The sequence below is a fragment of the Dactylosporangium sp. NPDC049742 genome, from assembly GCF_040674675.1.
In the GTDB taxonomy this organism is placed as follows: Bacteria; Actinomycetota; Actinomycetes; order Mycobacteriales; family Micromonosporaceae; genus Dactylosporangium; species Dactylosporangium maewongense.
Genome location: NZ_JBFANF010000006.1, coordinates 274,142 through 287,073 on the forward strand (window position 1 = coordinate 274,142; position 12,932 = coordinate 287,073).

Sequence of the window (12,932 nt, forward strand, 5' to 3'; positions counted from 1 at the left end):
ACTCGCTTGCTCTTGAAACGCTGATTACATGATTACACCGTTACAAGTGCATGCCAAAGGAGGGCGTGTTCGCCCTGAGGGGAACGGCGCTCCTAGCCGAGGCCTGAGACCAGGTCCTCCAGCTCGGTGACCGGCGCGTCGCAGACGAAGCCGCGGCAGATGTACGCCGTGGGCCGGCCGTCCCGCAGGATCCGGCTCTCCAGCAGCGGCACCCCCGGCGTGTCCGGCGGGCCGGCGACGACCACCGCGCCGGGCGGGGCGTGCCACCAGGCGGCGGTGACGAGCGGGTCGTGGCGGTCCTGGGTGGCGATCGCGATCTCGTACGGGCCGGACAGCAGCGCCTCGCCGACCGCGCACGCGTAGCCGGTGAACCGGCCGTGGGTGGCCGCCACCATGGCGACCGTGGCCAGGGCGCGCTCCGCCGCCTCCCGCTTCGCGACGTCCGCCGTCAGCGCCGAGTAGGCGACGAGCGCCGCCGCGATCGCCGACAGGCCGGACGGGGTCGCGTTGTCGGTCACGTCGGCGGGGCGGCTGACCAGCTGCTCCGCGTCGTCGGCCGTGTCGAAGAAGCCGCCGGCCGGGTCGGCGAACCGTTCGAGGGCCACGTCGAGGAGCCGGCCCGCGAGGGTCAGCCACTCGCCGTCGCCGGTCGCCTGGTGCACCGCGCAGAACGCCTCCGCGACGGCGCCGTAGTCCTCCAGGACGCCGGCCGGGGCGCCGGCGACGCCGTCGCGGGACACCCGCCGCAGGCGGCCGTCGACGAGGTGGGTCTGCGCCAGGTACCGCGCGGTGTCCACGGCGAGCTGGACGGCCTGCTGGTCGCCGTACACCTGGCCGAACTCGATCAGCGCGGTGATCGCCAGCCCGTTCCACGCCGCGACGATCTTGCCGTCGCGGCTGGGCTGCGGCCGGGCGTCCCTGGCCTCCCGCAGGCGCCGCTTGATGTCGAGCCAGCGCTCCAGGTTGAGCGGGTCCTCCGGCAGCTGCAGCACCGACGCGCCGTGCTCGAACGTGCCGTCGGCGGTCACCTCCAGCAGGTAGCGCGCCCACGCGCCGTCGATCTCGCCGAGCACCTCGTCGATCTGCTTCGGTGTCCACACGTACGTGAGGCCCTCGACGCCGTCGGTGTCGGCGTCCAGCGCCGAGATGAACCCGTGGCCGTCGTGCAGGTCGCGGCGCAGGAAGTCGGCGACCTCGCCGGCCACCCGCCGCGCGGTGCCGCCGCCGGCGATGCGGTCGAGCTGCACATACATCCGCAGCAGCAGCGCGTTGTCGTAGAGCATCTTCTCGAAGTGCGGCACCGTCCACGTCTCGTCCACCGAGTAGCGCGCGAAGCCGCCGGCGAGCTGGTCATACATGCCGCCCCGGGCCATCCGCTCGGCGGTGTACCGCACGATGCCCAGCACCTCGTCGTCGCGGGTGCGCTGATAGTGCCGCAGCAGGAACAGCAGGTTCATGTGCGGGGGGAACTTGGGCGCCCCGCCGAACCCGCCGTGCTCCTTGTCGTAGGTCTTCACGATGCTCTGCGCGGCCGCGTCGAGGACGCCCTCGTGCATCGGGCCGGCGGGCGGCTTCGCGGCGACCTGCCTGATCGCGTCGACCACCGCCGCGCTCTGCTGGAGCACCGCGTCGCGCTGGGTCCGCCAGGCGTCCGACACCGCGTGGACGAGCCGCTGGAACGCGTCCCGCGGGAAGTAGGTGCCGCAGTAGAACGGCTCCCCGTCGGGCGTGGCGAACACCGTCATCGGCCAGCCGCCCTGCCCGGTCATCGCCTGCGTCGCCGTCATGTACACCGCGTCGACGTCCGGCCGCTCCTCCCGGTCCACCTTCACCGGCACCGTCAGCTCGTTGACCAGCGCCGCGACGCCCTCGTGCTCGAACGACTCGTGCGCCATCACATGACACCAGTGACACGCAGCGTAGCCGACGGAGATGAGCACAGGAACGTCCCGGCGTCGTGCCTCCTCGAACGCCTCCGGCGACCACTGCCACCAGTCGACCGGGTTGTCCTTGTGCTGCTGCAGATACGGCGAGGTCGCGTCGGCGAGACGGTTGGCCATGCCCCAACCCTATGCCGGACCGTCGGGGACGACCGCCACGGCGCCGGGCTCGACCGTGACGCCTCGCACGTCGGCGGGGGTCCCGCCGTGGTTGATCGCGAACAGGAACGGCGGCCGGCGCACCACCTCCACGGTGTCCGGAAGGTCAGGCAGCCGCGCCAGCAGGGGGGTCAGCCCCGCTCCGTCGTACACCTGCCGCAGCAACGACCCGAGATCGGCCGGGCGGGTGGAGACATACCAGGCGACGCCGCGCCCGCGCCGGTGGCGGGTGACGGCCGGGCCGCCCGGCGCCGGACCGTCCACATAGGACAGCACGGTCTCCGCGCCCGCGAGGACCACGTGCTCGGTCCAGACGTCGGCGGTGGAGCCGTCGCTGAGGGTGACCCGCTCGCCGGCGCGCAGGGGCAGGAACTCCTCGACCGTGAGGCCGAGCAGGTCGCGCAGCGCGCCCGGGTAGGGGCCGTCGGGCACGGTGTCGTTGGTGTCGACGATGCCGGAGAAGTACGACACGACGAGCGTCCCGCCGCCGGACACGTACCGGTCGAGGTTCGCCGCGGCGGCCGGGGTCGTCAGGTACAGCGACGGCACCACGACCAGCGGATACCGCTCCAGGTCGGCCGACGGGTGCACGAAGTCGACGGTCAGGTGGTCGCGCCACAGCTGCCCGTAGTAGGCCTCGACCCGCTCACGGAACGCGAGGTCCACCGACGGCCGCCACTCCAGCTCGAGCGCCCACCACGACTCCCAGTCCCAGACGACGGCGACGTCCGCCGCGACCCGGGTGCCGCGCACCGCGCCCAGGCCGGCGAGCCGCTCGCCGAGCTCGGTGACCTCGCGCCAGACCCTGGTGCCGGTGCCGCCCTGCGGCAGCATCGCGGAGTGGAACTTCTCGGCGCCGGACCGCGACGCCCGCCACTGGAAGAACAGCACCCCGTCGGCGCCGCGGGCGACGTGCGTCAGGCTGTTGCGGGCCAGCTCGCCGGGGCGCTTCGCGATGTTGCGCGGCTGCCAGTTGACGGCGCCGGTCGAGTGCTCCATGAGCAGCCAAGGCGCGCCGCCGGCGAGGCCGCGGGTGAGGTCCGCGCACATGGCCAGCTCGACGTGCCGGTCCTCCCGCTCGGCGGTCAGGTAATGGTCGTTGGCGACGACGTCGACCTCACGCGCCCACTTCCAGTAGTCCAGCCACTTGCAGTTGGCGATCATGAAGTTGGTGGTGACCGGTACGCCGGGGGAGTGCCGCTTCAGCGCGTCGCGCTCCCGCCGGTAGTTGGCGAGGTGCGTGTCGGAGCAGAACCGCAGGAAGTCCAGCTGCTGGGCGGGGTTGACGGCGGTCGGCGCGAGCCGCGGCAGGTCGATCTCCTCCCAGTCGCCATACCGCTGACCCCAGAATGCGGTGCCCCACGCGGCGTTCAACGCGGGCAGGTCGCCGTGCCGGTCGCGCAGCCACCCGCGGAACGCCGCCGCGCACGTGTCGCAGTAGCAGTGGGCGTTGACCCCGGCATACTCGTTGTGGACGTGCCACAGTGCGAGCGCCGGATGCCCGCCGTAGCGCCGGGCGAGCTGCTCGGCGATCGCCCGCGACGCCCGGGCGTAGTCGGGGGAGCTGGGGCAGAAGCTCTGCCGGCCGCCCTGCCCCAGCACGTGCCCGGCCCGGTCGACGAGCCGCGCGCCCGGGTGCCGCCGGATGAACCACGGCGGCGGCACGGCGGTCGGCGTCCCCAGGTCGACCCGGATCCCGGCGCCGTGCAGCAGGTCCAGCACCCGGTCGAGCCACTCGAACGTGTGCCGCCCCTCGGCCGGCTCGACCAGCGCCCAGCTGAACATGCCGACGCTGACGAGGTTGACCCCGGCGGCCCGCATCAGCTCGACGTCCTGCGCCCAGACCTCCTCGGGCCACTGCTCAGGCGTGTAGTCGCCCCCGTACGCGAGCATCTAATGTTCCAGAATCCTTGCCAGGGCGTCGAGGTCGGCCTGGACCGCCGCGCAGTCCCGGTCGAACTCCTCGTCCGTCATGCCCGGCTGGCGCCGCACGCTGAACACGACCTCGCTGCCCGCGCCGTTGGCGGTGACCCGCATCGGGTTGTAGAACGTCTCGCCGGACGGCACCGTCACGTGGTGGTCCATGACGCCGAACGGGTTGTCCGGCGCCCAGTCCAGCAGGATCCGCCCCATGTCCGAGTCGGCGACCCACTGCCCGTCGACCCACTCGACGGACTTCAGCAGACCCGGCGCCCAGGCGGGCAGGTTCGCCGGGTTCGACGCGTATGCGTAGACGTCCCCTGCCGATCGGTTGATGCTGCGGCTGACGTGTCGGGACTCCATCATGGGTCTGATTCTGCCCGGCGGGTACGACAATTTCGGCCCCGCCGGGCAGATGTCAGCGGCGGTTGCGCTGCCCCGGGGTGATGTAGTCGACCCAGACGACGTCGCCGCTGTCCAGCCGCAGGGTCACCGCCGCGTCGTCGGGCACCGGCACCGGGATCGTGACCGTCGCCCACGCGGTGGCGCTGCCCTGGTTCGGCAGCTGCAGCGTGTACCTGGCGGCGCCGTTGACGAGCATCGTCAGCTGCACGTTGCCGGTGACGGTGGCGTACCGCAGGTCGATGGACGGGCCGCGACCGACGTGGTCGAAGGCGATCGACGCGCCGTTGGCGTACACCAGGGCGGTCCTGTCGTTGGAGGCGGTCGGGTCGCTGACGGCGATGCCGGTCGACCCACCCTGCGGCAGGTCCGCGTACTCGCCCTCGGAGCGGCCGGGGCCGGAGAAGTCCGGCGGTTCGAAGCCGCGGACGCGGTCCGGGCCGTGGACGTAGAGGCGCTTGGCGATCTCGGCCCGGAAGCGGCGCAGGATCAGCGGGTTCGCCTGGATCCTGCTGTCCCCCCAGTGCCCGTTGGCGCAGGCGCCGGGCTGGCAGTTCCACATCGACTGGCTCGCCCAGTTGGTGTTGATGTACGCGACGCCGCGGACGATGTCGCGGTTGCGCCCGATGAACCGGAAGTACGGCGCGTACCAGGTGTCCCAGATCTGCTCGGCGGTGACCGGCACGGTCGCCCGCGGCCCGCCGGTGGCCGGGTCGACGAAGATGCAGCCGGCGGTCAGGTTGCCGAGGTCGAACCCCTGCGGCGCGGACTCGGCGACGAACACCGGCTTGCGGTGCTTCCGGGCGAAGTCCAGCAGCGACTCCTGCACCGCGAGCGGCGTCGCGGCCACGTTGCCCGGCGTCTCGCAGGCCCACTGGTAGCGGTCGAAGCGCTCGCCGTAGAAGTGCGACAGCCCGGCCCAGTCGACGTACTCGTCGCCCGGGTACCACTGCTCCCAGTGCCCGGCGTCGGTCGGCGCGTAGGGCGCCTGCTCGACCCGCGGCCACGCCGCCGACTGCCACACCGTCGCGATCCGCCGCACCCCGAGCCGGTCGATGCGCCGCGCGATGTACCGGAACGCCTCCTTGTACAGCTCCGGGTCGTAGGCGTTCCACGCGCCGTCGAACTCGTGGCCGATCCGCAGGAACACGTCCCGTCCGGTCCGGTCGAAGTACGTGATGAACTCGTCGAGCCACTTGCGGTACCGCGCGACCGTCGCCTGGTCGGCCGTGCCGGCGAGCGCCTTCAGCGGCGTCTGCGACGGGTCCGACAGGAACAGCCCGACCGCGATCCCGCCGCCGTACGTGTTGAGCGTGGCCGGGAAGTCGTTGTCGCCGGCGCCGTAGTTGGTCGGCTGGAACATCCCGCTCATCGGCGCGCCGACGAGGTTCGTGTACAGCGTGACGCCCGCGGGCACCGGGAACCCGCGGTCGGCGTCCAGCACCGCCGTGTCGAAATCCGCCAGGGTGCTGCTGTCCTGCCCGAGGTAGAACAGCACCCTGTCACCGGACGGCAGGTTCACCGCCGACAGCGGCCGGCGCCGGTCCCCGCCGCCGTCGGTCGCCTGCGCGGTCCCGGCGGAGCTGAGCACGACGGCCACCGCCGCCAGCGTCGCGGCCAAACGGCCCAGTTTTCTGTGCAAGGGAGTCCTCCCAGGGTGGGGTGTGGCCGCGACCGTAGGTCGCACCCCCGGGGAAACCCCAGGCCTTTCGAAAGGTTTACGGCAGGTCGGCGGAGAGCGTCTTGAAGTACCGCTGCGCCGACCACGCCTCGCGGTCGCCGATGACGTACAGGCGGCGCTTGGCCCTGCTGACGGCGACGTTGAGCAGGTTGGGGCGGCTCGCGGCCCACCGGCGGGCGCCGGGGCGGGCCGGGTTGCCGCCGAGCACGAGGATCACCACGTCGGCCTGCTTGCCCTGGGCGGTGTGCACGGTGCCCGCGGTCAGGCCCGGGAACCGCCGGGCCCGGGCGGCGAGCTGCCGGGCGACGTCCCGGAACGGGGCGATGACCATCACCTCGGACATGTCGACGCCGACCTCGTCGAGCACGCCGAGGACCCGGTCCAGCCGGCGGCCCTCGTCCGGGATCCAGTGGCCCTGCGCGCCGGCACCGGCGACGTCGATCCACTTGGACTCGGGCAGGGTCGGGAACTCGGCGGCGAACCGGTCGCGGGCCGCGGTCCCGGTACCGTCGATCATCAGCCCGTCGTACGCGATGGCGTTGACGATGTCGAACATCGGCCGGTCGCAGCGGCGGTGCACGGTGAGCGGGACGCCGACCCAGATCTCGTCGTCGTCGCCGTCGGCGGGCAGGCTGGTGCCCAGCGGCGTGAGACGGTCGGCCAGCCGCTGCACGGACGTGCGGCTGGTCAGCCACTCCTCGTCGACGCCGAGCTCCGCCCGGATCGCCTGCTCGGCGCGGAACGGCAGCATGGTGACGGGCTCCAGCTGCAGCGGGTCGCCGACCACCACGGCGCGGCGGGACCGCCACAGCGCCCCGGCGGCGTTCTGCGGGGTCGCCTGGCCGGCCTCGTCGATGAGCAGCCAGCCCAGCGCCTCCCTGCCCAGGTGGCCGAAGAGCCGGGCGAACGAGGCGAACGTCGTGGACACCACCGGCACGACGAAGAACAGGCTCTGCCACGCGGCGAGCGCGGCGTCCCCGGCGAGGTCGCGCGGCGCCTCACCGCTGACGACGTCCATCGCCGCCTGCAGGTTCCGGCGTACGTCGGTGGCCGCGTGCCGCAGAAACGCCCGGTGCAGCGCGAGGGCGGCCAGGAACAGCTCGCTGCGCGCCGTGTTCCACTCCGGATCCGTCCACAGCGCGGCCGGCTCGCGCCGCTCGCGGTCGGTCCACCAGGCGTCGTCCGGGAAGTGCCGGCCGAGCGCGGCCGCGAAGCCGGCGAGCCGGTCGACGGCGGCGGCGCGCCGCCCCCGGGCGGTGTTCCAGGCGGTTTCCGTTGCCGTCAGGGCCCGGGTGGCCGCGGTGACCTCCTCGTCGGCCCGGGCGAGCTCCCGGCGCGCGACCACCAGCGGCTCGTGGGTGACGTCCGGGGCGGGCACCGCCGTCGCCGTGGCCGCCTCGCGGCTCGCGACCTCGTGGGCCCGCCACGCCGCGTCCGCGTCCCGCTGCGCCGCGGCCAGCGTGGCCTGCCGCACCTCCAGCTCGCGCCGGGCGGCCCGCATCTCGGCGTCGAGCCACCGGTCGTGCGCCGCCCAGCGCCCGTTCGCCGCGCCGAGCGTCCGCAGCCACTCCCACCAGCCCGGCCGGGCCTGCTGGTGCGCGGCCCGGACCTGCCACTGCCGGCCGACCTCGGCCTCCCACGCGCGCAGCGAGCGCTCGGCGTTGGCCACCCGACCGGCGACGATCCGCTCGGCCTCGGCCCGGCGCTCGCCGGCGACCCGCACGGCCTCCTCCCGGCGCCGCACGGCGGCCCGCTCGGCCTCCAGCCGGCGCTCCCGCGCGATCCGCTCCGCCTCCGCCGCCCGCTCGCGCTCCACCCGCACCGCGGTCTCGCGCCGCTGCCTGGCGGCCTCGACCCTGGCCGCCGCGACCGGCGTCGCCGCGGCCAGGCGGGCGATCTCGCGGTCGAGCTCGATCCGCTCGACGACGGCGCCGTACGCCTCGGACCGCTCGGCGCGGATCGCCTCCACCCGCGCCTCGGCGGCCCGGAAGCCGGCCACGGCCTCCGTCCACGACTGCTCCGGCGTGTCCTGCTCGTAGCCTTTGAGCACGGCCAGCAGCCCGGACCACGCCTCGTCGGGCGGATCGTCGTCCGGCGTGTGGTACCAGAACGCGTTGACGAACCGCCCGCGGTTGCTCTTGTTCCCGAGCCGGGCCGCCACCAGCGCCCACGCCGCGCCCGGCGCCGGCGCCTCGCCCTCCGCCGCCAGCAGCGCCCCGGCGACCTGCGGGAAGTAGTCCACCGCGGCCGCCCGCTCCCGCCAGCACCCGGCGATCGCGGCGGCGGCCGGGATCTCGTCCGTGACGTTCTGCACCGCGCCGTTGTTGGCCGAGGCCACCACCATCTCGAAGCCGACCAGGTCCGCCCGCCAGGCGCTCACGACGCGGTGGTAGTTGCCCGTCTTCCACCGCAGCTGCCGCCCGCTGAACGCCTGCCGCGGGTCCGGCAGGGCGGCCAGCCGCCGGCCCCGCTCGACCACGAGCGCCGCGATCAGATCCCGCAGCATCGTCGTCTTGCCCGTCCCCGGCGGCCCGTTGACCCCCACGATTCCGGCGTCTTCGTCGGTACCGCCCAGCGCCAGCGCACTGTTGACCGCCAGCTGCTGGCTCAACGCCAACGCGTGCCCTGGCTCGCTCGGCCACCGCCCGGCCGGCACCGTCTCCGGCGCGGTCGCCGCGAACACGTGCTCGACCCGCTCCCGCACGTCCACCCGCCCGGCGACGGCGATCTCGCTCCCCGGCCGCAGGTACTCCCGCAGCGCGACCCCGTCGCCGCCCTTCGCCACCTGCCCGGCGACCAGCGCCAGGTCACTCACGATGAAGCTGTTGAGGAACTCGTGCCCGCTCACGTTGTCAGCGGTCCGCCGGGCCACGACCTGACTGCTGATGCGGATCTCCACCCCCGACAGCGCGTCACCGGTGCCCGCCACCGCGACCGCCAGCTCCAGACAGGCCCCGAGCTCCTCGACCCCGAGCACCCGCGCCGGCCGGTCGTCCCCCGCGTCCTCTGTCCCGGCGGGCTCGTGGGTGACCACCTCCCGCCACAGCTCGCCGAACGCCCTCGACGCCTGCTCGAACCGCACCACCCAGTCCGCCGCCGGCCCTTCGCCCAACACCCGCCCGGTCGCCCAGGCACAACTGGACAGCACCTCCGACCCGAGCACCGCCCGCCCGTCCTCACCCACCACGAACGCGGCGAAGGCACTCTCCCCACCCGGCCGCTCGTCGTAGCTGTCAGGCTCCGGCTCCAGCACCCGCGCCAGCACCTCGAACACCTCGTCCAGCCGGTAGACCCCCAGGTACACCACGTGCCGCCAAGCCTGGTTCGCCCGCAACCTCCGCCGCGCCAGCTCATGCCCCGGCTCCCACGGCAACGCCTGCCCCGCCCGCACCCCGAACACAAGCTGCTCGCGGTCGACCTTCTCCACCTTCTGCGGACTGAACATCTCAACCGTCTGCCAGAACTCCACCACCCGCGCCCGCCGCGCCTCCACCCAACCCCCATCCAAACCCATCGCTCCCCCAACGCCCCCAGATCGTAGCGACCCCCACCAATCCGCTCGCCCCAACAACCCCCGTCCGCCGACCCACCGAAACTGTCGTACCCCCAGCGGATACTGCCCATGAGTCCAGTCAGCGATGGGGGTGACCTGGATGCAGACAACGCCAAACCAGCACTCAACGAAACATCCCTCCGCCCCGCCGACGGAACGATCAACCCCAGCTGCGGTCCGTTCGTCGCCGCCGTTAGCGGTGAACGTGGAGCGCGACAAAGGCCGCAGTGCCGCCGCAGCGCCAGGAGGAGCCGTCCAACACGAGCCTGAACGCACTTGCCCAGCGGCAGGACAAGGAGCCAACCGCCAGTGGGCGCGGCTGTGCTGTTTCTGGGTGCGGCTGTGGCCACCCCGGGTCGGGCAGGAGTCGCAGGCGGACCTCCGCTCCACTGTGGAGACCGACTTCCATTCGCCGCTGCTGTCCACAGCCCAGCGCGAGCTGCCGACGATCGGGCGTGCGGAGGATGCAGGGGTTGCAGGGGGGGCGAAGCTCCCTCGCAGCCCGCAAGCGAAGCGACGCGGCAAACCCGACGACGAGCCCGACGTTTCTGCGAATGGTGCAACCACCGACGGTGTTGTGGGGGCGAGGGTGAGGCGAAGCTCCGCTGCGGGGAGCGGTTTCCGTTCGGCGCTGCTGTCCACAGCCCAGGGCAAGTTGGCGACGGTCGGAGTGCGGGGGATGCATGGGGTCCAGGGGGCCGAAGTTCCCTCGCAGTCCGCAAGCGAAGCGACGCGACAAGCGATGAATGGCGAGCTCCCCGCAGCAGACCAGGTGGCGACGGTCTGGAGTGCAGGGGGCGAAGCTCCCCTTGCAGTTCGCGAGCGAAGCGACGCGGCAAACCCGACGACGAGCCCGACGTTTCCGCGAATGGCGCAATCACGACGGTGTCGAGGGGGTGAGTTCCGTTGGCGGTGCTGTCCACAGCCAGTGCAAGTGGCGCCGGTCCGGGTTTGCAGGGGTGCAGGGGCGCAGCCCCTGCAGACCGCGAGCGAAGCGACGCGGCAAAGCCACGACGAGCCCGACGTCTCCGCGAATGGTGCAACCACCGACGGTGTTGAGGGGGCGAGGGTGGAGCGAAGCTCCCCCTGTGGGGAGCGAGCTCCGCTCGCGCGGGGAATGCGGAAACCTGAACGGCAAGCGGCCCCCGCCGCGAAGCAGGGGCCGCCAAGATTGTAGCGGGGACAGGATTTGAACCTGCGACCTCTGGGTTATGAGCCCAGCGAGCTACCGAGCTGCTCCACCCCGCGTCGGTTTCTCAACCTTACCTGAGGGGTGCGACGGGATTTTCAGCGGGGCGGACTCAACCTTCCGGGCGGTGGGGTCGTCTTGACCGCGACGAAGGGAGAGCCTGTGTTCTGGAGACGCGGCTTCGACGGGCTGGATGCCCTCGTCGCGGAGCGTGGCAGTGCCTTGCTCGCCACGGCGGTGCTGCTCACGGGCAGCAGGATGGCGGGGGAGGACCTGCTGCAGGGGGCGCTGGAGCGGTTGATGCGCTCGTGGGGACGGGTGCGTGAGGACCCCGAACGATATCTGCGGCGCACGATGTACCACCTGGCCGTCGACCAGTGGCGGGTGCGGCGGCGGCGGTCGGAGGTGGCGCTGCTGGCGGAGCCGCCGGGGGAGCCGGACAGTGCGGACGCCGTGGCGCTGCGGCAGGCGTTGCTGCAGGCGCTCGCCCAGTTGCCGCCGCGGCAGCGGGCCGTGCTGGTGCTGCGGTACTGGGAGCAGCTCAGCGAGGCCGAGGCCGCCGACGTGCTCGGCTGTTCGGTCGGCACGGTCAAGTCCACCGCCTCGCGGGGTCTGTCCCGCCTTCGCGAGCTGACCGCCACCTGGGACCTTCAGCCGTTTCCCGTCCCGAATGGAGCACGACGATGAGCATCGACATCGAGAAGCCTGAGGACCTCGCGGCGCAGCTCGCGGCCGGTATGCGGGCGCACGTCGCCGGGATCGCCGACAGCGGTGACGTCCTGGCGCGGGCGACGAGACGGCACCGGCGTCGCGCCGCGGTGATCCGCACCGGGTACGCGATGGGCGTCGCCGGGCTCGCCGGTGCGCTGGCCGTGGGCCTGACGACCGGTGCGGGCGGTGGCAGGGAGGAGCAGCGGCAGCCGCCGCTCGTGCAGGCGGAGCCGCCGGCGTCCCTGAAACTGCAGAAGGCGGCCGCGGCCAGCGACAACATCAGCTACCGGATGAAGCTGACGATGCGCAGCGCGGACGGGAAGACAGTCATCGAGTCGGAGGGGGCGTTCGACCCGATGACCGCCACCGGATACGTCCGCAGCCCGCAGGACGACTCGGTGACGGTGGAGCTGCTCATCGACGGGGTTCGGTACATGGGCGCCGAGCCGCCGCTCGGGCCGCGGCCGCCGGACAAGACGCCGGGCGGCGAGGTGTACGGGCGCTACGGCCAGTATCCGGGCAAGTTCGACCGCCTGTCCCTGGCCGGCAACGGCATGGGGGCCCTCGGCTCGACCGGGCCGGACCCGGCGACGCTGTTCAAGGCGCTGCAGGAGGTGAACGCGGCGGTCACGCAGAACCCCGACGGGACCCTGCACTTCGAGTACTCGACCCACGGCATCCCGGCTGATCCGACCCTGGAGACGAGGGTCTCCGGCGACGTCACCCTCAACGCCGACGGGCGGATCGCGAAGGTGACGATGCAGGACTGGTGGCAGTCGACGATCAAGCGGACCGTCGCGTCCGGCCAGCTCTTCGCCACGCTGGAGCTGTCCGACTACGGCGTCCCCGTCCACGTGGACCGCCCCAAGGACGTCGTCCCGGCGAACTGACCGTGCCGGTGGTGCTCACCGCCATGGAGCACCACCGTTCACCAACGGCGCTGCCAAGTTGCGGCTGGTGCGGTCGGGGCCGGGCTGACCTCGAAGCTCGAGGACGACAGCTGGGGCGAGGTGGCGCTCGACGCCGGCATCGGCGGCCTACTGGGCGGCGCCGGCGGCGCGGTCGGTGGCGCCGGAGGGACGTTCGCCACCAAGACCGTCGGATGGATGGCCCTCAAGGGAACCAGCCGGGCGGCCACACAAGGCACCGCCCGACTACTTCAAGGGCGCGTTCAGCGGCACGGCGAGCAAGCAGGGCATGGGTCAAGGCACCGCCGCCGCGGTCACGACGACGAAGCCGACGTCGTCTCCACACCCACGGCCCCAAGGAAGGCGCGAAGATCGCGGCGGCGGTTGAACGAACCCCGGAGACGGCCGGCGGCGCCGCGGCGGGGGGACCAGCCCACACCGGGGCCCCCCCCCCCCCCCCCGCCGGGCG

The 12,932-nt window shown here is 72.9% G+C and carries 7 protein-coding genes and 1 tRNA gene; 2 read left to right on the plus strand and 6 right to left on the minus strand.

The genetic code is table 11. The annotated features are described in order from the left end of the window. Window positions 1–92: 92 nt before the first annotated feature. The 6 genes from AB0J72_RS11460 to AB0J72_RS11485 all read right to left on the minus strand — a co-directional run bounded on the left by AB0J72_RS11460 (window position 93) and on the right by AB0J72_RS11485 (window position 10,903). The gene (locus AB0J72_RS11460) at window positions 93–2,060 is read right to left on the minus strand and encodes a thioredoxin domain-containing protein (RefSeq protein WP_363397590.1); all 1,968 of its coding nucleotides are present in this window, start codon (window positions 2,058–2,060) and stop codon (window positions 93–95) included. 9 nt (window positions 2,061–2,069) lie between these two features. Beyond that, complete coding sequence (locus AB0J72_RS11465) at window positions 2,070–3,992, minus strand: beta-galactosidase (protein WP_363397592.1); 1,923 nt, start codon at window positions 3,990–3,992, stop codon at window positions 2,070–2,072. Continuing rightward, window positions 3,993–4,385: an SRPBCC family protein gene (locus AB0J72_RS11470; protein WP_363397594.1), complete on the minus strand. Its 393-nt coding sequence runs from the start codon at window positions 4,383–4,385 to the stop codon at window positions 3,993–3,995. Window positions 4,386–4,437: 52 nt separating this feature from the next. Next, window positions 4,438–6,042 (minus strand): hypothetical protein, encoded by a 1,605-nt coding sequence (locus AB0J72_RS11475; protein ID WP_363397595.1) that lies wholly within the window; start codon window positions 6,040–6,042, stop codon window positions 4,438–4,440. Window positions 6,043–6,139: 97 nt separating this feature from the next. Beyond that, window positions 6,140–9,595, minus strand: a complete 3,456-nt coding sequence (locus AB0J72_RS11480) for an ATP-binding protein (RefSeq protein ID WP_363397597.1) — start codon at window positions 9,593–9,595, stop codon at window positions 6,140–6,142. A 1,234-nt stretch (window positions 9,596–10,829) separates the two neighbouring features. Beyond that, a tRNA-Met gene (locus AB0J72_RS11485) sits at window positions 10,830–10,903 on the minus strand. A gap of 103 nt (window positions 10,904–11,006) precedes the next feature. Between AB0J72_RS11485 and AB0J72_RS11490 the strand changes: the two genes are divergently transcribed. Beyond that, a complete protein-coding gene (locus tag AB0J72_RS11490) occupies window positions 11,007–11,531 on the plus strand; it encodes a SigE family RNA polymerase sigma factor (RefSeq protein ID WP_363397599.1) in 525 nt (174 codons plus the stop codon). Next, the gene (locus AB0J72_RS11495) at window positions 11,528–12,445 is read left to right on the plus strand and encodes a hypothetical protein (protein WP_363397601.1); all 918 of its coding nucleotides are present in this window, start codon (window positions 11,528–11,530) and stop codon (window positions 12,443–12,445) included. The genes AB0J72_RS11490 and AB0J72_RS11495 overlap by 4 nt, the downstream gene beginning before the upstream one ends. Window positions 12,446–12,932 lie beyond the last annotated feature (487 nt).

Bases quoted from the DNA above. Each gene is read 5' to 3' on its own strand.
- AB0J72_RS11460 (WP_363397590.1), bottom strand. From the start codon at position 2,060: ATGGCCAACCGTCTCGCCGACGCGACCTCGCCGTATCTGCAGCAGCAC.
- AB0J72_RS11465 (WP_363397592.1), bottom strand. From the start codon at position 3,992: ATGCTCGCGTACGGGGGCGACTACACGCCTGAGCAGTGGCCCGAGGAG.
- AB0J72_RS11470 (WP_363397594.1), bottom strand. From the start codon at position 4,385: ATGATGGAGTCCCGACACGTCAGCCGCAGCATCAACCGATCGGCAGGG.
- AB0J72_RS11495 (WP_363397601.1), top strand. From the start codon at position 11,528: ATGAGCATCGACATCGAGAAGCCTGAGGACCTCGCGGCGCAGCTCGCG.